This is a genomic window from Duganella aceris, from assembly GCF_011090165.1.
Classification (GTDB): Bacteria; Pseudomonadota; Gammaproteobacteria; order Burkholderiales; family Burkholderiaceae_D; genus Rugamonas; species Rugamonas aceris.
In genome coordinates this window covers 112,079-136,641 of record NZ_JAADJT010000013.1, presented here as the reverse complement: position 1 = coordinate 136,641, position 24,563 = coordinate 112,079, and the positions used below count along the sequence as shown (strand labels likewise).

The window sequence follows — 24,563 nt, the reverse complement described above, 5'->3', positions numbered from 1 at the left end:
TTGAGGAGACCGCACCATGCTCGACCATGTATTCCTGACCGTCAGCGACACCGATCGCTCGATCGCTTTCTACACGGCGGCGCTGGCGCCGCTCGGCATCGTCAACCGTCTCGACTACGACGGCAAGGACGGCCCGCCGGGCCATCCCGACCTGAAAGGCTTCGGCTCCAACGGCCGCGTGTATTTCTGGTTGCGCCAGGGCGCCGCCGACAGCCGCGCGGCGCACGTGGGCTTCATCGCCGCCGGCAAGGCGGAAGTGGACGCCGCGTATGCGGCGGCGATGGCGGCCGGCGCCACCGACAACGGCGCGCCGGGCGCGCGCCTGCACTACGATCCGGAATACTACGCCGCCAACGTATTCGACCCGGACGGCTACAGCCTTGAATTCGTCTTCAAGAGTTGGCAGCACTAGCGCCTCACCGCCTCACCAGATCGGGCCGAGGAACAGGTAGCCGCTGCTCTTGCCTTCGCGCGTGGTGCCGGCGCCGAAGTACACCGGGCCGAAGCGCGTGTCGACCGCGATGAAGCCGCTGGCGGCCTGCTTCAGCGTGCCGAAGCGCAGCGGATTGTCCGGGCTGTAGGCGCCGCCCGCCTCCAGCGAAAAGCCGAGCCGCACGTCGCCGCCCAGCGCGGCCGGCATCGCGCCGATGCTGCGCGCCATCACCACCCGCCCCAGCACCGTGCGGCTGCCGATCACCGAATTCGGCGTGCTGCCGGACAGCCGCAGGAAACCGCCCAGATTATTGTCCGACGCTCCGCCCTGGCTGCGCGCCCACTCGGCGTAGACATGGCCCGCCCAGCGCCCGGTATGGAACGCCTCCAGCGCCTCGATGCTCTGCCGCGTCGGCACCGCCGAGTTGTCGGCCTTGTGCAGGCCGCGCTGCCAGTCCACGCTGAACAGGGTGCCGCGCGTCGGGAAGGCCGGCGTGTCGAGGCTGTCGACATTGAACGACAGCGCCTGCACCGTTTGACTCACGGTCTGCCGGGTGAACTGTTCCGGGATGGTCTGGTGCATCTCGCTCTTCTGCCGCGCCACCGAGTAGCGCAGATCGCCCCAGCGTCCCAGCTGGCGGCCCACCGACACCTGCGCCGCCTGGTAATTGTAGCCGTAGCGCGACTGGCGGAACCCGGAGGCGCTGAACACATCGGCCGCCGACGAGCCATATTCCAGCGCCGGCGCCACATACCATTGCGAGCCGGCACCCAGCGGCTGCCAGAACTGCGTGCCTATCATGCGCTCGGTGCCGATGTGGGCGATGGTGCGCAGCTCCGCGCCCCAGTCGTTCAACGACGACAGCACGTGCATCACCTTCAGCTCGAAGGTGTTGTTGTCGGTGAAGTCGCTGGCCAGCTCCAGGCCCACGCGCAGACGGCTGCGCGCCCAATCGGCTTCGGTCGGCTTGATCAGGACACTGCGGCCGTCCTTGTCGTCGCGCACCTCGGTCTCGACGCGCGACAGGTCGCCGCGTCCGAACAACTGGTTGCCGGCGTGCTGCGCCTCTTCGCTGGTGATCAGCTGCCCCACCTTGAGGCCCGATTGCACTTCCAGTTCTTTCGGATTGATATGGCCGCTGGGCGCCACCTCCAGCTTGGTCAGGCGCACCGGCTGGTCGATCGCCAGCGGCGCCGACAGGCGCTTGACTTCATACGCGGCGTACTGCGCCTCCGGCAAGGCCAGCTTGACCAGCTTGGCGCTCATCGCACGCACCGCCGCCTCGCCCTCCTTCATCGCGCGGTCGTGGCGCGCGAAATCCAGGAAGCCGATGCCGCCCAGGTCCGGCGCCAGCAGGATGTCGTCCGGCCGCAGTTCCTTCAGCGAGCGCTGGACGTTCTGCTCGGTCAGGATCTGCAGCATCTGCTGCGCCACGCTGACCGCGCTGATCAACTCCTTCTCCTGCGCCAGCGGCGTGCCGACGTTGACCGCGATGATGATGTCGGCGCCCATTTCGCGCGCCACGTCCACCGGCAGGTTGCGCACCAGGCCACCGTCGACCAGCAGCCGCTGGTTGACCCGCACCGGCGCGAACACGCCCGGCACCGCCAGCGAGGCGCGCATCGCCAGGAACAACGGGGTGTCGTTCAATTCCACAAGCTCGCCCGTCACCAGGTCGGAGGCGACCGAGCGGAACGGCAGTTGCAGCAGGTTGACCGGCTTGTCGCGCGCGCCGGACGGCAGCACGCGGGTCAGCGCCAGTTCCAGCGCCTCGTTGCCGGCGGCGGCCGGCGGCAGCGAGACGCCGTCCAGCGTGACGCCGAACTCGATCCGCGACGGCAGCAGCAAGTCCTCTTCGCGGCGGCGGTACACCAGCTCGTCGCGCGGCGGCCGGTCGGCCACCACCGCGTTCCAGTCGGTGCGGCGCACCAGCTGCTCCAGCTGCTCGACCGAGCTGCCGGCGGCGTACGCGCCGCCGACCACGCTGCCCATGCTGGTGCCGACCACGAAGTCGACCGGGATGCGCAGCTCCTGTAGGGCGCGCAGCACGCCGATGTGGGCGAAGCCGCGCGCGCCGCCGCCGGACAGCACCAGCGCGACCTTGGGACGCGGCTTCAGATCGGCCTCCGGCGCGACCGAGGTGGCGTTCTGCGCGCGCGCCGGCGCGACAAAGGCGGCGACCAAGAAAAAGCCGCAGCTGAGGGCTGCGGCCAGGGTGCGGAAGCGGGCCATGGGCCGACCTAGCGCCGATCGTTGCCGGGAACCGGCGGAATGCCCATCGGCGCGATGGCGGGACGCGGCGCCTGCTGCCCCGGCGGCTGCTGTTGCTGCGGTTGTTGCTGCTGTTGCTGCTGCTGCGGCGTTTGCGTCTGCGTCGGCTGCACCGATTGGGCCGGCTGCATCGGAATCGGCTGGATGCCGGGCGCCTGCGGCGGCGTCGCCGCCGGGCTGCTGGAGACGCCGGCGTCGCTCGGCAGGTCGAGGCGCTTGATCACGCCCCCTTCCGACAGCAGCACGTATTTCGGATGGACTTCCTTGACCACCACGCCCGCCGCCACTTCCTTGCCGACCGCGATCGACTCGGCCGGCTTGTTGTCGGTCGAGAGGATGGCCGCGCTGTCCAGGCCGCGCGCGGCGACCACGCCCTTCAGCTGGTAGTTGCTGACCACGGCGACCGTGATCTGGCCGCCGAACAGGCCCTTGGCGGCGTCGATGTTGAGCGCCATCGCCGGCTGCGGCGGCGGCGCGGCGATCGCGCGCTGCTGCGGCTTGAACAACTGCAGCCCCCAATAGGCCAGCGATGCCGACAACAGCACCACGGCGAGGACAGTTACGAATAAGGGCAAACGCTTCATGGCTTCCTTCTCAGCGTACCAGCTGATTAATTTCGATGATGGGCATCAGCACCGCCAGCACGATCAACAGCACCACCACGCCCATCGCCAGGATCAGCGCCGGTTCCAGCAGGCCGGCGATGGTCAGCGTGCGCCGTTCCAGGTCGGACTCCTGCGCGGCGGCGGCGCGGTCCAGCATGGCCGGCAGTTCGCCGGTGATCTCGCCGGCACGGATCATGTGGATCAGCATCGGCGGAAAATGCTTTTGCGCCGACAGCGAGCGCGCCAGGCTGACGCCTTCGCGCACCGCGTCGCTGGCCTCCTCCACCAGCTCCTGCATGGCGACGTTGGACAAGGTGTCGCGGCTGGTCTCCAGCGCGCGCAGGATCGGCACGCCGGAACCGGTGGTGATCGCCAGCGTGCTGGCGAAGCGCGCCGTGTTCAGGCTGCGCTCGAATTTGCCGTACAGCGGCGCGGTCAGCAGCCAGGTGTGCCAGCGCCGCTTCAGCGCCGGATTCTGCAGCGCGCGGCGCCACATGAACCAGGCGCCGACCAGCGCGATCGCCACCACGATGCCGTAGTTGCGCACGAAGTCCGACACCGCCAGCATGATGATGGTCAGCACCGGCAGCTTCTGCTTGGTGTTGGCGAACACCGAGACGATCTGCGGCACCACGTAGGTCAGCAGGAAGATCACGATCGAGAACGCCACCACCGTGACGATGGCCGGATAGGTGAACGCCAGCTTGACCTTCTGGATCAAGCCGTTGCGGCGTTCGATGTAGTCGGCGAGGCGCGACAGCACCCGCGACAGTTGGCCGATCTGCTCGCCCGACGCCACCAGCGCGCGGTAGATCTCGGCGAAGTCGCGCGGATGCCGTCCCAGCACGTCGGACAGCGCGGCGCCGCCGATCACTTCGGAGCGGATCGACGCGATCAGGTCGCGCATATACGGGCGCTCGGCCTGCTCCAGCAAGGCGGTGAAGGCCTGCTCCAGCGGCAGGCCGGCCTCCAGCAGGCTGGCCAGCTGGCGCGTGAACAGCGCCAGCTCGTTGGCCGACAGGCGCTCGCCGAAGCCGCGGCTTTTGGTGACGCCGGCGGCGTCGACCTGGGCGGCGATGGCGTCCACGCTGAGCGGCACCAGTCCCTGCGTGCGCAGCTCGGAGCGCGCCGAGCGCGCGCTGTCGGCATTCAGCACGCCCTTCTTGGTGGCGCCGCCGGCGTCGACGGCTTCATAACGGAATGCGGGCATGGTCGCTCTACTCTTTGGTCACGCGCAGCAGTTCCGCCTGCGTGGTCACGCCGGCGGCCAGCCAGCGCTCGCCGTCGTCGCGCATGGTCTGCATGCCGCTGGCGATGGCGGCCGCCTTGACGTCCGCCTCCGAGGCGCGGTTGTGGATCTGGGCGCGGATCTTCTCGGTGGTCTCCAAAAACTCGTAGACGCCGACCCGGCCCTGGTAGCCGGTGTGGCCGCAATGCTCGCAGCCGACCGCGTGCCACTGCTGGCCGTCGAAGCTCTTGCAGTGGACGCACAGCTTGCGCACCAGCCGCTGCGCCAGCACGCCGAGCAGCGTCGACGACAGCAGGAACGGCTCGATGCCCATGTCCAGCAAGCGGGTGACGGCGGCGGCGGCGTCGTTGGTGTGCAGCGTCGCCAGCACCAGGTGGCCGGTCAGCGAGGCCTGCACCGCGATCTGCGCGGTCTCCAGGTCGCGGATCTCGCCGATCATGATCACGTCCGGATCCTGGCGCAGGATGGCGCGCAGCGCCTTGGCGAAGGTCATGTCGATGCGCGGATTGACTTGTGTTTGTCCGACGCCGTTCAAGTCGTATTCGATCGGATCTTCCACCGTCATGATGTTGGCGGTGGCCGCGTTCAGCAGCGCCAGCGCGGCATACAGCGTGGTGGTCTTGCCGGAGCCGGTCGGACCGGTCACCAGCACGATGCCGTGCGGCTGGTTGATCAGCGCGTCGAACTTCGGCAGCATGGTCTCGCTCATGCCGAGATGGTTCAGGTCGAGCCGGCCGGCTTCCTTGTCGAGCAACCGCAGCACCGCGCGTTCGCCGTGCCCGGTCGGCAGCGTCGAGACGCGCACGTCGACCGGCTTGCCGCCGATGCGCAAGGTGATGCGGCCGTCCTGCGGCAGGCGCTTCTCGGCGATGTCCAGCTGCGCCATGATCTTGATGCGCGAAATCAGCGAGCCGTGGATCGCCTTGCGCGGCCGCACCACGTCGCGCAGCGAGCCGTCGACGCGGAAGCGCACCACCGAGGTCTGCTCGAACGGCTCGATGTGGATGTCGGACGCGCTGTCGCGCAGCGCCTGCGTCAGCAGCGCGTTGATCATGCGGATCACCGGCGCGTCGTCGGACGATTCCAGCAGGTCCTCGATCGCCGGCACGTCCTGCAGCAGCTTGGTCAGATCGAGGTTGGCGTCGAATTCCTCGGCCACCATCGAGGCGTTGCCGCCCGAGCTGGCGTAGGCGGCGGCGATCGCGGTCTCCAGGTCGGCGCGCGTCATGTTCTTCAGCTGGATGCGGCCGAAGCGGCGCGACACCTCGGCGATGGCGGCCGGCGCCGTGGCGCCGCACACCAGCACGTCGACGGTGGCTTCGGCCTCGTCGCTGTGCTGTGCCAGCACCACGAAGTCGCGGGCGAAGGCGTAGGGGAGCAAATTACTCATATCACTGTCGCGGTTGCGGTTGCACGTTTTCGGCGCCGGCGCCGGTGCCGCGGTTGGGGATCGGCGCCGGCGGCACCGGACGCGACACCGTATCGCCGCCTTCCGGCACGCCGTTCTGCAGCTGCGGCAGCATCGGCTGGCCCAGGTCGCGCACCAGGATGTTGTCCGGCGGCTGGATCGCCTGCTGCTTGCTGCGCATCAGGTCATAACGGTCGGTGGCCAGAGTGGTGCTCTGCTCCTTGTTGCGGATCACCACCGGGCGCAGGAACACCATCAGGTTGGTCTTCTTGCGGCTGCGCTTCTGGTACTTGAACAGATTGCCGAGGATCGGGATGTCGCCCAGGCCGCGCACCTTGTCGACGCCGTCGCCCTCGGTGTCCTCGATCAGGCCGCCCAGCACGATGATCTGGCCGTCGTCGGCCACCACATTGTTCTCGATCACGCGGGTGTTGAGCGTGATGCCGGCGCTGGCCGACAGGCTGGATGGATCGACGCTGGAGGTCTCGTGGTAGATCGCCATCTTGATGGTGCCGCCCTCGGAGATCTGCGGCCGCACCTTCAGCGTCAGGCCGACGTCCTTGCGGTCGATGGTCTGGAACGGGTTGGTGTTGGCGCCGGTGGTGGTGGTGAACTGGCCGGTCAGGATCGGCACGTTCTGGCCGACGCGGATGGTGGCCAGCTCGTTGTCGAGCGTGATCATGTTCGGCGTCGACAGGATGTTGGCGTTGCCGTCCGATTCCAGCGAGTGCGCCAGCGCGCCCAGGCCCAGCGCGCCGCCGATCTGCTTGAACACGCCGATCGACAGGCCGTTGCTCGGCAACACGGTGCCGTTGCCGGTGATGACCGAGGTCAGCGTGCCGTTGGCGCCGGCGGCGGTGAACGACTGCAGGCCGCCGATGCGGTATTTGCTGTCCGCGTCGCCGGTGGCGCCGACCCACTGCACGCCGAACTCGGACGCCTTGTCCGAGGTGACTTCGACGATCAGCGATTCGATGTAGACCTGGGCGCGGCGCACGTCCAGCTGGTCGATCACGGCGCGCAGGTTGCGGTACACCGATTCCGGCGCGGTGATGATCAGCGTGTTGGTGCTGGAGTCGGCCTGGATATAGCCGGCGCCGCTGCCGCCGCCCTGTTGCTGCTGCGAGCCGGAGCCGCTCAGCAGCGGGTTGCTCGGGCCGGAGCTGCCGCCGCTCTGGTTGCTGCCGCCGCCGAGGCTGCCGGTGTTGCTGCTCTGGCCGCCCATGCCGCCGCCGGTGTTCTGGCCCTGGGTGCCGGTGCCGTTGCCGGTGTTGTTCTGCGAGACATCGCCCGAGACCAGCGAGCGCAGCGTCTGCGCCAGCTTGGTCGCCTCGGCGTTCTTCAGGTAGACCACGTGCACATTGCCCAGTTCCTGGGTCGGCTGGTCGAGCTTGGAGATCAGCGACTTGGCCAGGTTGGAGCGCGCCGCCGACGGCGCGCGCAGGATCACGGAATTGGTGCGCGGATCGGCCAGCACGCTGGTCTTGCCGGCGGCGTCGCCGCCGCCGCCGGCGCTGGAACCGTCGAGCAGCTTGTTGACCATCGAGGCCAGGTCGCTGGCGATGGCGTAGCGCACCGGGATCACGTCCAGGTCGGCCACCGCCGGCGCGTCCAGCGCGGCGACGATCTTGGCCAGGCGCTTCAGGTTGTCCGCGTAGTCGGTCACCACCACGCTGTTGTTGCCGGGGTTGGCGTTGATGGTGTTGTTGGGCGAGATCAGCGGCCGCAGCACCGTCACCACGTTGGCGGCGGTTTCATAGTTGAGATAGAAGATCTGGCTGACGATCTGGTCGCCCTTGATCTGGGTCGGCGCCGAGCCCACCAGCGTCGGTCCGGATTGCAGCTTGGCGTCCGCTTCCGGCACCACCTTGGCGTAGCCGTCGCCGCTGACCACGGCGAAGCCCTGCAGGCGCAGCGCCGAGGTCAACAGGCTGAAGGCCTGCGACTTGGTCACCGGCTTTTCCGACACCACGGTCAGCGTGCCCTTGACCCGCGGGTCGATGACGAAGGTGATGTTGGTGTAGTGGCCGACGGCCTTGATCACCGACTCGATGTCGGCGCCGACAAAGTTCAGCGCGGCGTCGTCGGCGGCGGCGTGGGCCGTCGCCGGCAGCAGCACGGCCAGCAGCGGCGCGACCGGCGCGGCGGCGGCCGCGCAGCACAGCATCGCACCCGCGCTCAGGCGGCGCAGCGCGGGAAGGTTGGATTTGCTCACGGACTGTTTTTTCATTGTCTGAACTTTTATCTTTAATGGAACTCTAAAGCGATGATGTTGCGTTCACTACCCGGCTTGCGCTGGCCCAGCAAATTCAGCAGGTTGGCCAGCGCCTCCTCCTGCCCCCGCGCCGCCTCGGCCTGTCCGGAAAAGCGCAGGCGGCCATTGTTCAACTCGCCGCGTCCGCTCAGCAGCAACGGTCCCTTGACCGAACTCAGCGTCAATTGCGCCCGCTGCCCGGTCCAGTCCAGCGCCAGCGCATAGCTGCCCAGCGGCCGGATCGACGACAGGCGCGACGCCATGTCGCTCATCTCCAGCGTGGTGCGGCCGTTGACCGCCATCTGGCGGCCGTCCAGCGCCAGCTCCAGCCCGGTCCAGGACAGCCGCATGGCGCCGCTCGGCGCGATGGTGTTCAGCGGCGCGCCCAGGCCGGACAAGCCCTCGGCCGGCAACAGCAGCGCGGACGGGCTCAGGCGCCATTGCGACCAGCCGCCCTTGAAACTGACCGGCTGCGCCAGCGCCTCGCTGTTTTCCAGCTGCACCTCGACCATGCCGATCAGCGCCAGCGGCGAAATCCGCCAGCTGAAGCGGCCCGGCAACAGCGGCGTCACCGGGCCGTCGCCGCCGACGGCGCCGCCGACGAAAGCCGAGCCCCGCCACAGCGTACCCTGTGCATCCCCCAGCGTCAAACGGCCGCCGGTGCGTTGTTCCACCAGGGAACCAAGCCAGCTTGCTGGAAAGAACACCAGCAGGGTCAGCACCACCGTCAGCGCGATGGTCAGCAACCATAACATGGCGCGCTTCATGCGGCGCCTTTTGACGGCATCGTCATTGGCCGCCGCCCTGGCGCAGCGTCAGCGTGGCGTTGACGGTGCCGGCCGTCTCCTGCGCGGTGATGCTGGCCTCGGCCACGTTGATGCGGCTTTCGGTGCGCACCGCGTCCAGCCAGGCCACCAGGCCGGAGAACGGCACGCCGTTGAACTGCGCCTTGGCGTATTCGCCGGTGATGTTGAGCGACTGCGGCGTCAGGCCGCGCGCCGCCAGGCCGGCGTTCAGGTTGTCGCGCGTCATCGGCGTCGGCGCGATGTGGGACTGGCTTTGCAGCGACGAGGCCTCGCGCGCCAGCGCCTGCATCTCGGCCTCCTGCTGGCGCAGCTGCGGCAACTGCTGGCGCAGCTTGTCGCGGCCGCTCAGCGCCGGATCGATCAACAGGCTGTAGAACAGCGCCAGCGCGACCACCGCGCCGCCCACGGTCAGCAGCTTGCGTTCCTGCTCGGTGCGCGCCTGCCAGAAGGCGGCGGCCTGGCCGCGCCAACGTTGCACGGTCTGATTCAGTTTGCTCATGATTTCTTTCCTCCGGCGGCGGCGGCGCGGATCTGCCACGCGCCCGGACTGGTCTCCGACAGCTCCAGCTTGCGGCCTTCCAGCGCCGCGCGCAGCTGCGCCATCGCCGCCGCGTCCACCAGGTTGGGCTTGACCTTGACCAGCAGCGCGCGCTCCTTGTAATCGAGGGTGGCGATGATGTCCTTGCGCGGCAGCACGCTCAGCGCCTCGCCGAAGCCGGCGCACAGCGCGGTGAACTCATCGGCGGCCGGCTGGCCGCCGGCGGCCTTGGCCACCGAGATGTTCTTGCGCATCTGCTCCAGCCGGTCGTAGATCACCATTTCCTTCGGATAGGCGGCCTTGAAGATGCGCTCCTGCGACTGGGTCACGGCGGCCGCCTCGCGCTTGAGGCGCAGCCATTCGACGTTGATGCCGACCACATTGACCAGCACCGCCAGCGCCGCGATGCGCAACGGCCAGCGCCAGCGCTGCCATTGGCGCGCGCTGGCGCCGCTGGCGCCCAAGGCCGGCGCCAGGTCCAGCCCGGCGCCGCGCGCGGCGGCGGCCCAGTGGGCCCAATGGTCTTCGGCCAGCGTCAGGTGCGGCGTCTCGGCGTGCAGCGCGGCGGCCAGCGGCTCCAGTTGCTTCAGCAGCGCCGGCGCCAGGTACAGCGTCACCGGCTGCTCGCCGGCCAGCGCGCGCAGCGTCTGCAACGCCGCCTGCGGCTGCGCCGGCAGCGTCAGGCCCAGGCCTTCGTACTGCGACTGGCGCATGATCAGTTCAAACCCGGCGTCGCCCTGCGTCAGCGCGGCCGAGACGGCACCCGGCTGGAACGGCAGGCACAGCTGCGACGGCACCACCGACACCGCGTGCGCGCCCTGCGCCAGCAAGGCCTTGACCAGCACCTCCAGCCAGGCGCGCTGCACCACGGCCACGGTGCGCATGCCGTCGGCGTCGGCGGCGGTGGCGGCCAGCACGCAGTCGGCCGGATCGCCCAACACCTGCTCCTCGACCAGCGCCGGCAACGCCGCCTTCAGGCGCGCGGCCGACAGCGGCGGCGTCTTGAGCCGCAGCAGCGTGGCGTCGGACGCGGCCAGCAGCAGCACCACGCGCCGCGCCGAGGCCACCAGCTCGCCCAGGTTGCCCAGCGGCGAGGCGCCCTGCTGCAACAGATTGCCGCCGTCGCCGATCAGCGCGAACGGGCAGGTCTGCGCCGCGCCGCTGTCGACGCTGGCCTTGGCCGGATAGCGGATAAATAATGTAGTCAATGGAGCTCGCTTTCGTTCATCGCTGTTCTAGTTTTCCCGTATCCAGACCACCGAGGTGGTCGGCGTCGTGCCCGGCCGCGACAGCAGCGACTGCGTATCGAGCGACGCGCGGTCCAGCCTCACCCGGCTATATGCCAGGAAATAATTACTCCTCACCACGATCTGCGTCATCGTCACCGCGCTCTGCGTCAGCGCCGCCTTCACCTGCGGCAGATCCTTGAAGCGCGCCTCGTCGAGGTAGTATGCGCCCCGGTCGCGGGTGTTGACCAGCGCCGCCGCGTCCGACAGGGATAGGTTGGGCACCAGCGCCGAAATCAGCTCCGCCGACGCGGTGTTGACGTTCACCCGCGTCACTCCCGGCAGGATGATGACATAGTCGCGTAACCGCTCGATGACCTGCGGCGTCACGCCGCTCACCGCCAGCAGATCCTCCACCCGCAGCAGGTCCATCGGCTCGGCTCCGCCGGACTGCGGGGCCGAGGTCGGCGTCGGCGTCGGCGTCGGCGGCGTCGCCACCTTCTGCGCGCTCGCCACCATCTCCGCCACCGGCCGCGCCAGGCTCGCATCCAGCTTCAGGTTCTCCAGCAAGCGCTCGAACACGGTCAGCTCGGTGGGATCGACGACCCTGGCCGTGGCCAGATTGGCGAGATTGTAGCGCGACTGGGCGTCCACCAGCCGGCCCGCCAATGTCGCGTTGAAATTTTCGCCTTCCTGGCGTTCGCGTTCGATGTAGTCGTCCAGCCGCGTCTCTTCCAGCGGCGTGGCCCAGACGCCGTTGATCCGAGTCACCGTCTGCGAATCCAGCAAGTCCTGGTTCAGCAGCAAACGGCTCAGGTCTAGCGCGCCGCGCACGATCCAGCGCGTCTGCAGTTGCAGCCGCTGGTTCTCCATCGAACGCACCTGCACCTGCTGCTGCCAGAACAGGCTGGCGACGATGGTCACCGCCAGGGTGGTCAGCAGCAGCGCCGTGATGACGGCCACCCCGCGTTGGCGCCGCAGCATGGGCGACATCATATCGCCCCCAGCAGGAAGGATTTCACCAGCGGCACTTCCAGCCCCTGCAAGGTCAGCGACACCTCCATGCCGGTCGGCGTGGCGGCGGGCGCGGCGGGCGCGGCCGATACCACCGTCGAGGTCGAGACGCCGGCGCCGTCGCGCCAGCCGGACGAGCCGGTGGCGCTGGCGCCCGGCATCCAGTAGCGCATGCTCATGTTCTGCACCCCCGATTGCAGCGCCACGCTGACGGCCGGATCGGTGTCGGCCAGCGCCGCCTGCCACAGGCTGTCCAGCTCCAGCAGGTCGCGCGTCGCCGACGACTCGCGCCGCGTCAGCACGCCTTCGCGCACGCGGTAAGCCACCACCTGCAGGCGCGACGGCTGGTTCTCCGCCAGCACCATGCGCACCAGCGTGATGCGGTTGTCCTCGACCTGCATGTTGGCGCGGTTGCGCAGCAGCGCCGAGGTGGCGAGGTTTTCGCAATCGCTCTGCATCTGCGCGAACGCCAGCTGCAGGCCGCGGGTCTGTTCCATGGTCGCCGTCAGCGCGCCGCGCGAGCGGATGATGCCGTCCAGGCCGCGCCAGCCCAGCACCGCGATGAAGGCCAGGATGGTGATCGCCACCAGCAGTTCGACCAGCGTGAAGCCGCCGCGACGGGTACGCATCAGCCGTTCAGCACCAGCTGGACCAGCTTGATGATGCGGCGCTCCGGATGGTCCTGCGCATACACGCTGACCTCGACCCGGCGGAAGCGCGGATTCGGGCTGGCGATGACTTCTTCCTCGCACATCAGTTTCAGGTCGCCCTGCGGGCACTCGTAGGTTTGCTTGCCGACCGCCGGGAACAGCTTGGACAAGCGCATCTGCACCAGCCGGTTCTCGGCCGACCAGGTGGCCATCATCGCGCTGCGCAGGCCGTCGCTGTTTTGCGTCAGGCTGCCGACCGCGCGCAGCGACGCGCCCAGCGCGGTGCCGACGATCACCAGCGCCACCAGCACCTCCAGCAGCGTGAAGCCGCGCGCGCGTCGTCGTTGTGAAATAGGCAGCATGCTCAGTCCACCGTGAAATGGCCGATGCCGTCGGCGCGGATGGCGACGCTGCTGCCGTCGCTGGAGGCCATGGTCAGCACGAACGGTTTGTCGACCGGCTCGCGGCCGAAGATGATGCGCAGCTTTTCCTCCGGCACGTTGGGTTGCGGATCGAGCATCAGCGTGAACGGGCCGTGCTTGAAATCGCGCGCCCGCAGCAGGTCGTCCTGCACCGCCTCGGTCCACTGCTTGTCGTTGCGGATCAGGAAACGGTAGCTGTCCGAGCCGGCCTCGAAGGCGATCTGGCGGTTGCGCACGATGGCCTCGTCGCGCGCCAGTTGCAGCAGCAGCGCGATGCGCTGCGCGTCCTGCTGCATCGCCTGTTTCTGGCTCGGCAGCGCGTTCAGCGACACCAATCCCAGCGTGATGCCGAGGATGACCATCACCACCAGCAGTTCGATCAGCGTGAACCCACGCTCATGGCCGACGCGCATGATAGGCTATCCTCCCGCGATCATTGATCCCAGGAGCCGATGTCGGCGTCGTCGCCGGTGCCGCCCGGGGCGCCGTCGGCGCCGTAGGAGAACACGTCGATTTCACCTTTGACGCCCGGCGACAGCAGCTGGTACTGGTTGCCCCATGGGTCTTTCGGCATTTTTTCCAGGTAGCCGCCGGCCTTCCAGCCGCTGGCGGCCGGGCCCGAGGTCGGCTTGACCAGCAAGGCCTGCAAGCCCTGCTCGGTGGTCGGGTAGCGCGAGTTATCCAGCTTGTACAGCTTGAGCGCCTGCATCACGGTCGCGATATCGACCTTGGCGGCGGCCACTTTCGATTCGCCGGTGCGGCTCAGCAACTTTGGCACGACCAGCGCGGCCAGCACGCCCATGATGACCACCACCACCATGATTTCAATCAGCGTAAAGCCGCGCGCGGCGCGGCGGAAGATAGGTGACTTTTTCATAAGATTGAGTGCCAATTAAAGTGAGTGCAGAGTATAAGGCGGAATCACGGCACAAGCGAGATTCCGGCCGCATTTAATGATGCGCGTTTAATGATGCCTTAAGGCGCTGGCGCCGATGCGGGCGCGCGCGCCTTCGTTGCCGCCGCTTTCCCCGGCCGTGACCGGGGCGTCGGACTTCAACAATGACGGCGCATCCTTGACGAACGGCGCGATGCCGAGCGCCGCGTCGATCTCCGCCGGGTAGATCAGGAAGCCGCGCGTGATCACCGCCGACACCTTGCGCACGTCCTCGATATTTTTGGTCGGATCGCCATCGACCAGCACCAGGTCGGCCAGCTTGCCGGCCACGATGCTGCCGCGGTCATTGCTGGTGCGGGTGTAGCGGGCGCCGTTGCGCGTCGCCACCTGCAGCGCCTGGGCCGGGGTCAGGCCGGCCTTGACCAGCAGCGCCAGCTCGGAATGCAGCGTGAAGCCGGCGATGTCGTCGGTGCCGGCCACGATCGGCACGCCGGCCTTGTACATGATGCCGACGAACTGCACCATCTTGGCGTAGGATTTTTCATAACGCTTCAAGGTCGCGTCGCCGTCGATCTTCATGGTGCCGACCGAGAAGCCGCGCGCCACGTCCGGCGGCATGTGCGACGCCACCGCCGCATACGGCTCGTTCATGTCGCCGTCGCGCTGCTTGAGGAAGGCGAAGGTGGCCAGCGTCGGATCGATCGAGATCTGCTTCTTCGCCAGCAGCGCCACGAAGTCCTTGACCGGCTTGGAATTGAAGTCCAGGTCCGCCACTTTTTCCGACGGCAGCACGAAGCGGTTCAGGTTGCGCGTTTCGGTGTCCGGCTTGACCAGGAAGTTCAGCAGCACCTGGTTGATGTGCTGGATCTCGTCGTAGCCGGCGTCGAGCGCGTCCTGCGCGCGCAGGCCGGCCGGGATGTGGCCGGAGACGCGCATGCCGCGCTGGTGCGCATAGGCGATGGTGTCCTTCAGGATCGCCTTGGGGAAGGAGTTGTAGATCTTCAGCTGCGGATAGCCGCGCTCCGCATACCAGTCGATCGCGCTCTGCGCCGCAGGAAGGTCCTTGATGACGAAACCGAGATTGGCGCTGAACGGGCTCTCGCCTTCGAGGAAGCCGGCCGGCACCACCTGCGGCGCCAGCAGCCTGCCGGCGGCGGTTTCGTCCAGCATCGCCTGTAATTGCTTGTTGTCGTTGCCCATGTCGCGCACGCTGGTGACGCCGGTCGACATGTCCAGCGCGCCGGACCAGCGGTCGACGTGGGCGTGCAGGTCGAACAGGCCCGGCAGCACGATGCGGCCGCCGGCGTCGATGCTGTTGTCGGCCTCGCGCACCGGCGAGCCGGCCGGCAGCACGGCGGTGATGCGGCCGCGCAGCACGTAGATGTCGGAGGCCGGGCCGACCACCGCCTTCTCGCTGTCGAACACGCGGGCGTTGCGCACCACCGTCAGGCCGGTCAGCGGATGTTGCAGCCTGGCGGCGACGTCGGCCAGCATCTTGCTCTCGGCGGCCTTCTGGCGCGCGGCCAGTTCCGGCGCGGCCGCTTGCCAGCCCTGCTCCAGCATGTTGGCGAAGCCGGGGATGATCACGCCGAACAGGCGCGGCTTGTCGCCGGAGGTGGCCCAGTAGAACGATGGCGACAGCCCGACGCCGGTTTGCGCCAGCAGGCGCACGGTCTGCTTGCGGCCATCCGGGCCGGTGACTTCGACGCTATCCAGCACGCGCTGCGACAGCGTGCCCGATGGCAGCAGCGGCAGCTTGCCTTCCGGCGCGGCGGCCAGCGCGGCGATGGCGATCGACTCCACTTCGAAGGAGCCGTTCAGCGGCAGGTAGGCGGCCGGGCCGCTGACGGTCTTGTTGCCCTTTTCGGAGGTCGAGGTCCATTCGGCCTGGTCGCCCTTGCGCGTGAAGTGCTCGTCGACCACCGCGCCGAAGGTGGAATTGCCCTTGACCGAGTACTCGGTCATGGTGCCGTCGGCGCCGAGGCGGAACTGTTCCGCCAGGTCCGGGCCGCGGCCGTTGTCCTTGTAGCTGAAGGCCACCTTGGTCAGGCCGTCGTCGCCGCGCTCGACCACCTGCTCGCCGATCTGTTTGGCGTTCTCGGAGATGATCAGATATCTGGTGGTGCTGGCGGCGTGCGCGCCGAAGGCTGCGGCCAGGGCCAGCGGCAATACCGCGAGTCGTTTCTTGAGCAAGGTGGAACTCCTTTAGATTGTGTGATCGGCGCAGACCGGGCAGGCGCCGTTGCGGCCCACGCCGATGCTGGTCCATTCCATGTGCAGCCCGTCCAGCATCATCAGCCGTCCGGCCAGCGAGGCGCCGACGCCCATCAGCAGCTTGAGCGCCTCCGCCGCCTGCATCGCGCCGACCACGCCCACCAGCGGCGCGAACACGCCCATGGTGGAACAGGCGACGTCCTCGAAGCGCTGGTCCTGCGGGAACAGGCACGAATAGCAAGGCTGCGCGCCGCCGCGCGGATCGAACACGCTGACCTGGCCGTCGAAGCGGATCACCGCGCCCGACACCAGCGGCTTGCGCGCCGCCACGCAGGCGCGGTTGACCGCGTGGCGCGTGGCGAAGTTGTCGGTGCAGTCCAGCACCACGTCGGCGTCGGCCACCAGCGCGGCCAGGCGGGCGTCGTCGACCCGTTGGTTCAGGGCGGTGACGCTGATCTCGGGATTGATCTGCAATAGCGTGGCGCGCGCCGATTCGGCCTTGGGCTGGCCGACACGCTCGGTGGTGTGGGCGATCTGGCGTTGCAGGTTGGTCAGGTCGACGGTGTCGTCGTCGACCAGCGTGATGCGGCCGACGCCGGCCGAGGCCAGGTACATCGCCGCCGGCGAGCCGAGGCCGCCAGCGCCGATCACCAGCGCATGCGCGGCCAGCAGCTTGTGCTGGCCTTCGATGCCGATTTCGTCGAGCAGGATGTGGCGCGAATAGCGCAGCAGTTGTGAGTCGTTCATCAATGCGGCAGCGGCGCGCTGCGGTTACTGGGTGACGGGCTGTTTCAACGCGGGCTTCTTGTCGGCCGGCTTCGGTTTGACTTCCGGCTTGACCTCGGGCTTGGCGGCCGGGATGTCGACCGGCTTCAGCTCGGGTTTCAGATCGGACTTGCTCTCGCCGATATCGCCGGCGGCGGGTCCCGGCTCCACCTTGGACAGCTTGACCGGCAGGCCCTTGAAGTGGTTGATCGCCTGCGCCAGCTGGAAGTCTTCCTTGGTGCCGAATTCCACCGGCTTGGCTTTCTTCGCCAGCGCCAGCAGGCGCTGATCGTCCTCCAGCTGATCGCGCTGCGCGGCCAGGGCTTTCTTGGCGGCGTCGTCCTCCGGATCCTTGTCGTTGCCGAGGTGTTTCTGCAAATCGGACTCGCGCACGCGCAGGCGGTTCAAGCCGTCGCCGTCGGCGGTTTCATCGACCATCAAATCCGGCACGATGCCGCGCGCCTGGATCGAGCGGTTCTGCGGCGTGTAGTAGCGCGCGGTGGTCAGCTTGACGGCGGTGTCGGCGGTCAGCTGGCGCAGCGTCTGCACCGAGCCCTTGCCGAAGGTCTGCGTGCCCATGATGGTGGCGCGCTTGTAGTCCTGCAGCGCGCCGGCGACGATCTCCGAGGCCGAAGCCGAGCCGGCGTTGACCAGCACCACCATCGGCACGTCCTTCAGGCCGGCCGGCAGCTTGGCCAGCGGATCGACCTTGGCGCGCGGCGCGTAGAATTCCGGACGGCCGTAGAAGGTTTCCTTGGAGCTCAGCAGCTGGCCGTTGGTCGAGACGATCACCGAATCCTTGGGCAGGAAGGCGGCCGAGACGCCGATCGCGCCCGGCACCACGCCGCCCGGATCGTTGCGCAGGTCCAGCACCAGGCCCTTGATGTGCGGGTCTTGCGCGTACAGGGCGGTGATCTTTTTCGCCATGTCGTCCACGGTCGGTTCCTGGAATTGCGAGATGCGCACCCAGGCGTAGCCCGGCTCGACGATCTTGGCCTTGACGCTCTGCACGCGGATTTCCTCGCGCGTGATGTTGAACACCAGCGGCTTGTCCTCGTCCTTGCGGCTGATGGTGACGCTGACCTTGGAATGCCGCTCGCCGCGCATCTTCTTGACGCTTTCGTCCAGCGAATTGCCCTTGATCAGCACGCCGTCGATGCGGGTGATCAGGTCGCCGGCCTTGATGCCGGCCTTGAACGCGGGCGTGTCCTCGATCGGCGAGACGACGCGGATGTAGCCGTCCTCCATGCCGACTTCGACGCCGATGCCCACGAACTTGCCGGCCACGGTCTCGCGCATTTCGCGGAAGGCTTTCTTGTCCAGGTAGGTCGAATGCGGATCGAGCGACGACACCATGCCGCTGATGGCCTCGGACAACAGCTTCTTGTCGTCGACGTTTTCAACGTAGTCGGTCTTGATCAGGCCGAACACGTCGGACAGCTGGCGCAACTCCTCCAGCGGCAGCGGCGAGCCGGTGACTTTTTGCGCGATGGCGGAAAACTGCAGGGAGACGGCAACACCAGCCACCATACCCAGGCCGATCAGGCCGATGCTCTTGACTTTGTTGCCCATATTTTCCGCGAACCTTAAAACTTGACCCAGCCAGCCGGATCGAATGCTGTGCCCTGATGGCGAAGTTCAAAGTATAGCCCCGATTCCTCGTTGCCGCCGCTGTTACCTGCGCTGGCGATCGGATCGCCGGCCTTGACGATGTCGCCGGCGCGTTTCAGCAGCGCCGAGTTGTAGCCGTAAATGCTCATGTACTGGCCGCCGTGGTCGACGATGATCAGGTTGCCGAAGCCGCGCAGCCAGTCGGCGAACACCACCCGGCCGCCGGCCACGCTGCGCACGTCGGCGCCTTCGGCGGCCTTGATGAACAGGCCTTTCCAGCTCGGCCCGTCGCCGCGCTTGGCGCCGAACTTGGCCGCCAGCTTGCCGTTGACCGGAGGCCGCAGCTGGCCCTTCAGGCTGGAGAAGGCGCCGGCCGGCGCGGCCGGGGCCAGCGCGATGTCCTCCGGCCTGGCGGCGGGCTTGGCGGCCAGCTGCGCCGCCGCTTGCGTGGCCTGGCTGGCCTGCGTCGCCGCCTGCGCCACCTGGGCCGCCGCTTGCGCCGCCTGGGCGGACGCCTGCGCGGCGGACTGCGCGCCCGCTTGCCCACCGGCCTGCACTGCCGGCTGCTGCGGATCCGCCGCCGGCCTTCCCGGCTGCGCGGCGACTTTCGGCTCGTCGGCATCGATGGCGTCGGGCTTGGCCGCCGGCTGCGCTGGCGGCCGGGCCGGCGTCTGGGCGACCTGCGTGCCCGGCGTCGGCTGCGCCGGCTTGATGCTGCCGGACTTGCTGGCGTTGGCCTTGGCCAGGCGTTGCCGCTCCGCCTCGGCGGCGGCCTTGGCTTCGGCCTTGGCGCGGGCCAGCGCGCGCGCCTCGGCGTCCGCCTTGGCCTTGGCCTCGGCGCGCGCGGCGGCCAGCTGCTCCTGGCGTTTCTTCTCGGCGGCGGCGGCGATCGCCTGCTCCGCGATCAACTTGTTCAACTTGTCGACCAGCCCGGTGATGCGCTGCTCGTCGCGTTCGACGTTGCCGACCTCCTTGCGCTGCGCCACCAGCTTCTTCGACAAGCTGGTCAGCAACTCGGCCCGGCGCGACTTCTCCTGCTCCAGTCTGGATTTCTGCTGCAACTGTTCCTGCGCGATTTCCTCCAGCTCATCCTTGGCGTTCTGCGCCTCGGCCTGGTTGGTCTCCACCGCCTTCAGATTGGCGCGCAACGCGTCCAGCAGGCGCGCCTGCGCCTGCGACACATACGCCATCATCTGCAAATCGCGATTGATGCGGTTCGGGTTATCCCCCGACAACAGCAACTTGATGCGGTCCTCATTCCCGGCGACATACTGCTCGCGCAACAGCTTTGCCAGCTGCTGCTTCTGCTGCGCCACGGTGGCGGCCAGCCGCTCGTGCTCGGCCGACAGCTGCAGCAGCTTGGTGTTGGTGTCGCCCTGCTCCTGCTGCAAGTCGCGCAGCGCGCGGTTGGCGTCCGAGATCGCCTGTTCCGACTCGGCCAGCGTATCGGCCGCGTCGTCCTTGGCGCTCTCGGTCTTGCCGATGTCGCGCTTGAGCGCGCTGAGCTTTTGCTGCAAGCCGGCCCGCTCGGCCTCGGCCGCCGCTTTCTGCTTGCTGCGCTCGGTGGTCTTGCCGAACGGCGCGGCCTGCGCCGTGGCGCACACCATCAACCCCAGCGCCGCTGCGCCCACCCACTTGCGGAATGAAGAATGCGTCAAATTACTTGGCCTTGCCCTGATTCGCGACCGCCGCCTGGGCGGCGGCGATGGCGTCGGCGTCGCCCAGGTAGTAGTGGCGGATCGGCTTCAGGTTCTCGTCCAGCTCATACACCAGCGGCTGACCGTTCGGAATGTTGAGGCCGACGATGTCGTTGTCGCTGATGTCGTCCAGCATCTTGATCACCGCGCGCAGGCTGTTGCCGTGGGCCGAGACGATGATCTTCTTGCCGGCGCGGATGGCCGGGGCGATTTCCTCGTCCCAGGCCGGCATCACGCGCGCCACGGTGTCCTTCAGGCATTCGGTCAGCGGGATCTGTTGTTTGTCCAGGCCGGCGTAGCGCGGATCGTTGAACGAGGCGCGATCGTCGGACGCTTCCAGCGCCGGCGGCGGGGTGTCGTAGCTGCGGCGCCAGACCAGCACCTGCTCGTCGCCGTACTTGGCGGCGGTCTCGGCCTTGTCCAGCCCCTGCAGCGCGCCGTAGTGGCGTTCGTTCAGGCGCCAGTCGTTCTTGATCGGCAGATACATCATGTCCATCTCGTCCAGCGCCAGCCACAGCGTGCGCACGGCGCGCTTCAGCACCGAGGTGTAAGCCAGGTCGAAGGTGTAGCCGGATTCCTTCAGCACTTTGCCCGCGGCCTTGGCCTCGGCCACGCCCTTCTCGGTCAGGTCGACGTCGGTCCAGCCGGTAAAGCGGTTCGACAGGTTCCAGGTGGACTCGCCATGGCGCATGAATACGATTTTATACATGTGAACTATCTTCAATAAAGGAGTGGACGAAACGGTAAAACCGGTGCTTTAAGAACTCTTCCAGCTTCTATTTTATAATGCGGGGATTGACTTAAACCATTGGAACCCTGTGAAATTCTTCATTGACAATATTTTCCTCCTCGCCATCGTGCTGGTTTCCGGCGGCGCCCTGCTGTGGCCGCTCCTGACCCAGCGCGGCAAACGCGCGACGCCGCAAGACGTGACATTGCTGATCAACCGCAGCAAAGCCACCATTGTAGACGTCCGCGACGCCAAGGAATTCGCCGAAGGCCACCTGCCGGACGCCAGGAACATTCCGCTGGCCGATCTGGACCAGCGCGTCGGCGAGCTGGAGAAGTTCAAGAGCAAGGCCGTGGTCGTGGTCTGCAAGACCGGCGCGCGCGCCTCGGCGGCGGCGGCCAAGCTGGCCAAGGCCGGTTTCACCGACGTGGTCAACCTGGATGGTGGCATTGTCGCATGGCAAAAAGCCGGCCTGCCCCTGGCTAAAAATTGAAGGAAACGATATGACTACCGAAGTGATCATGTACACCACCGCCGTGTGCCCGTACTGCACCCGCGCCGAACGCCTGCTGGAAGCCAAGGGCGTGACCGGGCTGAAGAAGATCCGCGTCGACCTCGACCCGGAGCAGCGCACGCTGATGATGCAAAAGACCGGCCGCCGTACCGTGCCCCAGATCTACATCGGCGACACCCACGTCGGCGGTTTCGACGATTTGTATGCGTTGGATCAAGCCGGCGGTTTGTCGCCCTTGTTAAATGGCTAATGGACCTCAAATAACAACGCGGGGGCGGAAAACCTTGGAAACGATAACGGTTTTGATACAATTGCCCTCGCGTTTGATTTGAGCCGTCTTCAAGCCACACCAAAACATCACTTTTCCCTATCATCGAAAGCGTTCCATGTCTGAAGAAAACCTGCAACCAGTATTCCAAATCCAACGCGTCTACCTGAAAGACATGTCGCTGGAACAACCGAACTCGCCAGCAATCTTCCTGGAACAGGAAGCACCGACCATCGAAGTCGCGCTGGACGTGGGCGCCGAGCCACTGGCCGACGGCATTTTCGAATCGACCGTCACCATCACCGTGACCGCCAAGGTCAAGGACAAAGTCGCCTTCCTGGTTGAAGGCAAGCAAGCCGGTATCTTCGAAGCACGCAACATCCCTGCGGACCAGCTGGATCCGCTGCTGGGAATCGGCTGCCCGAACATCGTCTACCCTTACCTGCGCGCCAACATCGCCGACGTGATCACCCGTGCCGGTTTCCCGCCAGTGCATCTGGCCGAGATCAACTTCGAAGTGTTCTACCAGCAGCGTCAGGCGGCGATCGCCGAAGCGGCCGCAGCGGCGCCATCGGCCGACGCGACCCACTAAGCCTCCGCCGCAGCAGTAATCAGCAGCAATATCACGCCGCCGGGCACGCGTCCGGCGGCGGTTTCACATCAAGGTAAGCCATGACTTTTCCCCGTTTGATCGCTGCGCTGAGCATGACGCTGGCCGCTGCCGGCAGCCAGGCATTCGACTTCAAAACGGTGGGCGCCGCCCCCGTCATCCTGTATGACGCACCCTCGACCAAGGGCGGCAAGCTGTTCATCGTGCCGCGCGGCGCGCCGCTGGAAGTGGTGCTGGCCTACGGCGACTGGCTCAAGGTGCGCGACGTCAGCGGCGAAGTGGCGTGGACCGAAGCCAAGGGCCTGAGCCCGAAGCGCAACGTCATCGTGCGCGGCGCCAACCTGAAAGTCCGCGCCAACCCGGACGACGCCGCGGCGCCGGCCTTCATCGCCGACAAGGGCGTGCTGCTGGAAGTGACCGAAGCGGCCGCCGGCGGCTGGCTCAAGGTGCGTCATCGCGACGGCCTGAGCGGTTACGTCAAGAATTCCGAAGTCTGGGGCATATAATTGCCGTAGCGGCGCCATCCCACGGCGTTGAATGAGATTCCATGCAAGATAAAACCAGCAAACCGGCGGGCAGCGTCCGCAAAGTGAGCGTGCTCGGCGCGGGCGCCTGGGGCACCGCCGTCGCCATCGCCCTGGCCCAGCGCCATGAGGTGCTGCTATGGGCCCGCAACGGCGCCGCGCTGCAAGCGATGGGCCGGGCCCGCGAAAACACCGATTACCTGCCCGGCTATCCGTTCCCCGCCGGGCTGGACGTCGCCGCCGACTTCGACGCCGCGCTGGCCCACGCCGCCGGCGACGACGGCCTGCTGATCGCCGCCTGCCCGGTGGCCGGGCTGCGGCCGCTGCTGGAGCAGCTGAAATCCCACCCGATCCGCCACGTGGTGTGGCTGTGCAAGGGTTTCGAATACGAGACCGGCCTGCTGCCGCACCAGATCGTGCGCGACGTGCTGGGCGACGACGTCGCCGGCGGCGCGCTGTCGGGACCGTCGTTCGCGCAGGAGGTGGCCAAGGGGCTGCCGTGCGCGCTGACCATCGCCTCGGACTCGGCGGCGCTGCGCGAAGGCGTGGTGGCGGCGGTCCACGGCGGCAACATCCGCGTATATTCCAGCGAGGACTTGGTCGGCGTCGAAGTGGGCGGCGCGGTCAAGAACGTGCTGGCGATCGCCACCGGCGTCGCCGACGGGCTGGGGCTGGGCCTGAACGCGCGCGCCGCGCTGATCACGCGCGGCCTGGCGGAAATCACCCGGCTGGGCACGGCGCTGGGCGGCCAGATCGAAACCTTCATGGGCCTGACCGGCATGGGCGACTTGATTCTGACCTGCACCGGCGACCTGTCGCGCAACCGCCGCGTCGGCCTCGGGCTGGCGCAGGGCAAGTCGCTGGAGGTGGTGGTGCAGGAGTTGGGCCACGTCGCCGAAGGCGTGCCGTGCTCGAAGGCGGTGCGCGAGCTGGCGGCCAGGCTGGGTGTGGAGATGCCGATCACCAACGCGGTGGCCGGCGTGCTGTTCGACGGCGACCAGCCGAAAGCGATGGTCACCCGCCTGCTGGCGCGCGATCCCCGCGGCGAATAAATAGGTGTCAGTGCCGACATTCGGACACGAGCTCAACCGTAGCGGACGCTACGGTTGAGCTCGTGTCCGAATGTCGGCACTGACACCGGGGTTGACACCGAAGTTTATTCGGCGACTTCCTCTTCCTTGGCTTCGCGCATCCACGCCACCAGCGGATAGGCGTCCTTCAGGCCCTGGGCGATCATCGGCACCAGCAGCTCGGGCTTGTTCATCGGCACGTCGAGCTCGGTCCAGACAAAGAAACTCTTCAGCTTGATGTATTCGATGTGCTCGTGCTCGGCGTCGAAGCCTTTCGGTGGGCGCATCAGCTTGCCTTCGTTCTGGATGTCGCCGAAGGTCGCCTTCAATTTCTTGTTCTTCAGCACCTTGCTGAAGCCGGCCGGGTCGTCCACCATGTGCTGGCGCAGCGCCTTCAGCCGGTGCGGCGGCGGCATGTATTCGCCGGCGCCGAACAGCAGCCGGCCGCTGCCGTCGATCTGCACATAGTAGGTCGGCCCGCCCGCCTTGCTCGGACGGCGCAGGTCGTTCGGCGCCACCGCCGCCGAAAAGCGCGTCTTGTACGGGCTCTTGTCGTGCGCGAAACGCACGTCGCGGTTGATGCGGAACATCGCCTTCTTTGGATTGCAGAATTTGACCGCCGTGTCGAACTTGCCCAGTTCGACGATGGTCTCCGTCACCACCTGCAGGAATTCTTCGCGCAGGATGTCGTAACGGGGCTTGTTCATGATGAACCAGGGACGGTTGTTGTTGTCCGCGAGTTCTTTGAGGAATTGCGTCAGGTCGCGCAGATGCATGTCGTGGTAAATC

Annotated in this window: 25 protein-coding genes; 6 read left to right on the top strand and 19 right to left on the bottom strand. The window is 67.3% G+C overall.

The features are described 5' to 3' along the window. The first annotated feature begins 16 nt into the window (after window positions 1-16). The gene (locus GW587_RS25370) at window positions 17-412 is read left to right on the top strand and encodes a VOC family protein (RefSeq protein WP_166107686.1); all 396 of its coding nucleotides are present in this window, start codon (window positions 17-19) and stop codon (window positions 410-412) included. Between the two features lie 12 nt (window positions 413-424). Here GW587_RS25370 and GW587_RS25365 read toward each other — a convergent pair whose 3' ends face one another. The 18 genes from GW587_RS25365 to gpmA form a co-directional block, all read right to left on the bottom strand. Further along, a complete protein-coding gene (locus tag GW587_RS25365) occupies window positions 425-2,665 on the bottom strand; it encodes a patatin-like phospholipase family protein (protein WP_166107685.1) in 2,241 nt (746 codons plus the stop codon). 8 nt (window positions 2,666-2,673) lie between these two features. Continuing rightward, a complete protein-coding gene (locus GW587_RS25360) occupies window positions 2,674-3,288 on the bottom strand; it encodes a type II secretion system protein N (protein WP_166107684.1) in 615 nt (204 codons plus the stop codon). A 10-nt stretch (window positions 3,289-3,298) separates the two neighbouring features. Then, window positions 3,299-4,519 carry a type II secretion system inner membrane protein GspF gene (gspF, locus tag GW587_RS25355; RefSeq protein WP_166107683.1) on the bottom strand — a complete coding sequence of 407 codons (1,221 nt, stop codon included), beginning with the start codon at window positions 4,517-4,519 and terminating at the stop codon, window positions 3,299-3,301. A 7-nt stretch (window positions 4,520-4,526) separates the two neighbouring features. Next, a complete protein-coding gene (gene gspE / locus GW587_RS25350) occupies window positions 4,527-5,948 on the bottom strand; it encodes a type II secretion system ATPase GspE (protein WP_166107682.1) in 1,422 nt (473 codons plus the stop codon). Between the two features lies 1 nt (window position 5,949). Beyond that, entirely contained in the window at window positions 5,950-8,196 is a 2,247-nt protein-coding gene (gene gspD / locus GW587_RS25345) for a type II secretion system secretin GspD (RefSeq protein ID WP_166107681.1), read from the bottom strand. 17 nt (window positions 8,197-8,213) lie between these two features. Then, the gene (gene gspN, locus GW587_RS25340) at window positions 8,214-8,987 is read right to left on the bottom strand and encodes a type II secretion system protein N (protein WP_166107680.1); all 774 of its coding nucleotides are present in this window, start codon (window positions 8,985-8,987) and stop codon (window positions 8,214-8,216) included. A gap of 22 nt (window positions 8,988-9,009) precedes the next feature. Next, entirely contained in the window at window positions 9,010-9,525 is a 516-nt protein-coding gene (locus GW587_RS25335; protein ID WP_166107679.1) for a type II secretion system protein M, read from the bottom strand. After that, window positions 9,522-10,772 (bottom strand): type II secretion system protein GspL, encoded by a 1,251-nt coding sequence (gspL, locus tag GW587_RS25330; protein WP_166107678.1) that lies wholly within the window; start codon window positions 10,770-10,772, stop codon window positions 9,522-9,524. The genes GW587_RS25335 and gspL overlap by 4 nt, the downstream gene beginning before the upstream one ends. A 27-nt stretch (window positions 10,773-10,799) precedes the next feature. Continuing rightward, window positions 10,800-11,786, bottom strand: a complete 987-nt coding sequence (gene gspK, locus GW587_RS25325) for a type II secretion system minor pseudopilin GspK (protein WP_229259655.1) — start codon at window positions 11,784-11,786, stop codon at window positions 10,800-10,802. Next, the gene (locus tag GW587_RS25320) at window positions 11,783-12,433 is read right to left on the bottom strand and encodes a PulJ/GspJ family protein (RefSeq protein ID WP_166107677.1); all 651 of its coding nucleotides are present in this window, start codon (window positions 12,431-12,433) and stop codon (window positions 11,783-11,785) included. The genes gspK and GW587_RS25320 overlap by 4 nt, the downstream gene beginning before the upstream one ends. After that, window positions 12,433-12,816, bottom strand: a complete 384-nt coding sequence (gene gspI, locus GW587_RS25315) for a type II secretion system minor pseudopilin GspI (protein WP_166107676.1) — start codon at window positions 12,814-12,816, stop codon at window positions 12,433-12,435. The genes GW587_RS25320 and gspI overlap by 1 nt, the downstream gene beginning before the upstream one ends. A 2-nt stretch (window positions 12,817-12,818) precedes the next feature. Next, the gene (locus tag GW587_RS25310) at window positions 12,819-13,289 is read right to left on the bottom strand and encodes a GspH/FimT family pseudopilin (RefSeq protein ID WP_166107675.1); all 471 of its coding nucleotides are present in this window, start codon (window positions 13,287-13,289) and stop codon (window positions 12,819-12,821) included. Window positions 13,290-13,309: 20 nt separating this feature from the next. Then, window positions 13,310-13,753 (bottom strand): type II secretion system major pseudopilin GspG, encoded by a 444-nt coding sequence (gene gspG, locus GW587_RS25305; RefSeq protein WP_166107674.1) that lies wholly within the window; start codon window positions 13,751-13,753, stop codon window positions 13,310-13,312. An 87-nt stretch (window positions 13,754-13,840) separates the two neighbouring features. Next, window positions 13,841-15,964, bottom strand: coding sequence for an amidohydrolase family protein (locus tag GW587_RS25300; protein ID WP_229259654.1), 2,124 nt, complete (start codon window positions 15,962-15,964; stop codon window positions 13,841-13,843). Between the two features lie 12 nt (window positions 15,965-15,976). Further along, entirely contained in the window at window positions 15,977-16,732 is a 756-nt protein-coding gene (locus GW587_RS25295) for a HesA/MoeB/ThiF family protein (protein WP_166107673.1), read from the bottom strand. 24 nt (window positions 16,733-16,756) lie between these two features. Then, on the bottom strand, window positions 16,757-18,322 hold the full coding sequence (locus GW587_RS25290) for a S41 family peptidase (protein WP_166107672.1): 1,566 nt from the start codon (window positions 18,320-18,322) through the stop codon (window positions 16,757-16,759). A gap of 14 nt (window positions 18,323-18,336) precedes the next feature. After that, entirely contained in the window at window positions 18,337-19,968 is a 1,632-nt protein-coding gene (locus GW587_RS25285) for a murein hydrolase activator EnvC family protein (protein WP_166107762.1), read from the bottom strand. Between the two features lie 52 nt (window positions 19,969-20,020). Continuing rightward, the gene (gpmA, locus tag GW587_RS25280; protein ID WP_166107671.1) at window positions 20,021-20,767 is read right to left on the bottom strand and encodes a 2,3-diphosphoglycerate-dependent phosphoglycerate mutase; all 747 of its coding nucleotides are present in this window, start codon (window positions 20,765-20,767) and stop codon (window positions 20,021-20,023) included. 109 nt (window positions 20,768-20,876) lie between these two features. On the opposite strand from gpmA, the gene GW587_RS25275 reads away from it, so the two are divergent. The 5 genes from GW587_RS25275 to GW587_RS25255 all read left to right on the top strand — a co-directional run bounded on the left by GW587_RS25275 (window position 20,877) and on the right by GW587_RS25255 (window position 23,756). Beyond that, window positions 20,877-21,281 carry a rhodanese-like domain-containing protein gene (locus GW587_RS25275; RefSeq protein WP_166107670.1) on the top strand — a complete coding sequence of 135 codons (405 nt, stop codon included), beginning with the start codon at window positions 20,877-20,879 and terminating at the stop codon, window positions 21,279-21,281. Between the two features lie 10 nt (window positions 21,282-21,291). Further along, entirely contained in the window at window positions 21,292-21,552 is a 261-nt protein-coding gene (gene grxC, locus GW587_RS25270; RefSeq protein ID WP_166107669.1) for a glutaredoxin 3, read from the top strand. A 136-nt stretch (window positions 21,553-21,688) separates the two neighbouring features. Next, on the top strand, window positions 21,689-22,162 hold the full coding sequence (gene secB / locus GW587_RS25265) for a protein-export chaperone SecB (RefSeq protein WP_166107668.1): 474 nt from the start codon (window positions 21,689-21,691) through the stop codon (window positions 22,160-22,162). Between the two features lie 80 nt (window positions 22,163-22,242). Continuing rightward, window positions 22,243-22,686, top strand: a complete 444-nt coding sequence (locus GW587_RS25260) for an SH3 domain-containing protein (protein WP_166107667.1) — start codon at window positions 22,243-22,245, stop codon at window positions 22,684-22,686. A 41-nt stretch (window positions 22,687-22,727) separates the two neighbouring features. Next, window positions 22,728-23,756: an NAD(P)H-dependent glycerol-3-phosphate dehydrogenase gene (locus GW587_RS25255; RefSeq protein ID WP_166107666.1), complete on the top strand. Its 1,029-nt coding sequence runs from the start codon at window positions 22,728-22,730 to the stop codon at window positions 23,754-23,756. Between the two features lie 104 nt (window positions 23,757-23,860). Here GW587_RS25255 and GW587_RS25250 read toward each other — a convergent pair whose 3' ends face one another. Further along, window positions 23,861-24,550: a DUF2461 domain-containing protein gene (locus GW587_RS25250; protein ID WP_166107665.1), complete on the bottom strand. Its 690-nt coding sequence runs from the start codon at window positions 24,548-24,550 to the stop codon at window positions 23,861-23,863. Window positions 24,551-24,563 lie beyond the last annotated feature (13 nt).

What these genes read in the sequence shown, in the direction of transcription:
- GW587_RS25370 (WP_166107686.1), top strand. Translation starts at nt 17, where the DNA reads ATGCTCGACCATGTATTCCTGACCGTCAGCGACACCGATCGCTCGATC.
- GW587_RS25365 (WP_166107685.1), bottom strand. Translation starts at nt 2,665, where the DNA reads ATGGCCCGCTTCCGCACCCTGGCCGCAGCCCTCAGCTGCGGCTTTTTC.
- GW587_RS25360 (WP_166107684.1), bottom strand. Translation starts at nt 3,288, where the DNA reads ATGAAGCGTTTGCCCTTATTCGTAACTGTCCTCGCCGTGGTGCTGTTG.
- gspF (WP_166107683.1), bottom strand. Translation starts at nt 4,519, where the DNA reads ATGCCCGCATTCCGTTATGAAGCCGTCGACGCCGGCGGCGCCACCAAG.
- gspE (WP_166107682.1), bottom strand. Translation starts at nt 5,948, where the DNA reads ATGAGTAATTTGCTCCCCTACGCCTTCGCCCGCGACTTCGTGGTGCTG.
- gspD (WP_166107681.1), bottom strand. Translation starts at nt 8,196, where the DNA reads ATGAAAAAACAGTCCGTGAGCAAATCCAACCTTCCCGCGCTGCGCCGC.
- gspN (WP_166107680.1), bottom strand. Translation starts at nt 8,987, where the DNA reads ATGAAGCGCGCCATGTTATGGTTGCTGACCATCGCGCTGACGGTGGTG.
- GW587_RS25335 (WP_166107679.1), bottom strand. Translation starts at nt 9,525, where the DNA reads ATGAGCAAACTGAATCAGACCGTGCAACGTTGGCGCGGCCAGGCCGCC.
- gspK (WP_229259655.1), bottom strand. Translation starts at nt 11,786, where the DNA reads ATGATGTCGCCCATGCTGCGGCGCCAACGCGGGGTGGCCGTCATCACG.
- GW587_RS25320 (WP_166107677.1), bottom strand. Translation starts at nt 12,433, where the DNA reads ATGCGTACCCGTCGCGGCGGCTTCACGCTGGTCGAACTGCTGGTGGCG.
- gspI (WP_166107676.1), bottom strand. Translation starts at nt 12,816, where the DNA reads ATGCTGCCTATTTCACAACGACGACGCGCGCGCGGCTTCACGCTGCTG.
- GW587_RS25310 (WP_166107675.1), bottom strand. Translation starts at nt 13,289, where the DNA reads ATGCGCGTCGGCCATGAGCGTGGGTTCACGCTGATCGAACTGCTGGTG.
- gspG (WP_166107674.1), bottom strand. Translation starts at nt 13,753, where the DNA reads ATGAAAAAGTCACCTATCTTCCGCCGCGCCGCGCGCGGCTTTACGCTG.
- GW587_RS25295 (WP_166107673.1), bottom strand. Translation starts at nt 16,732, where the DNA reads ATGAACGACTCACAACTGCTGCGCTATTCGCGCCACATCCTGCTCGAC.
- GW587_RS25290 (WP_166107672.1), bottom strand. Translation starts at nt 18,322, where the DNA reads ATGGGCAACAAAGTCAAGAGCATCGGCCTGATCGGCCTGGGTATGGTG.
- GW587_RS25285 (WP_166107762.1), bottom strand. Translation starts at nt 19,968, where the DNA reads ATGGTGTGCGCCACGGCGCAGGCCGCGCCGTTCGGCAAGACCACCGAG.
- gpmA (WP_166107671.1), bottom strand. Translation starts at nt 20,767, where the DNA reads ATGTATAAAATCGTATTCATGCGCCATGGCGAGTCCACCTGGAACCTG.
- grxC (WP_166107669.1), top strand. Translation starts at nt 21,292, where the DNA reads ATGACTACCGAAGTGATCATGTACACCACCGCCGTGTGCCCGTACTGC.
- secB (WP_166107668.1), top strand. Translation starts at nt 21,689, where the DNA reads ATGTCTGAAGAAAACCTGCAACCAGTATTCCAAATCCAACGCGTCTAC.
- GW587_RS25260 (WP_166107667.1), top strand. Translation starts at nt 22,243, where the DNA reads ATGACTTTTCCCCGTTTGATCGCTGCGCTGAGCATGACGCTGGCCGCT.
- GW587_RS25255 (WP_166107666.1), top strand. Translation starts at nt 22,728, where the DNA reads ATGCAAGATAAAACCAGCAAACCGGCGGGCAGCGTCCGCAAAGTGAGC.
- GW587_RS25250 (WP_166107665.1), bottom strand. Translation starts at nt 24,550, where the DNA reads ATGCATCTGCGCGACCTGACGCAATTCCTCAAAGAACTCGCGGACAAC.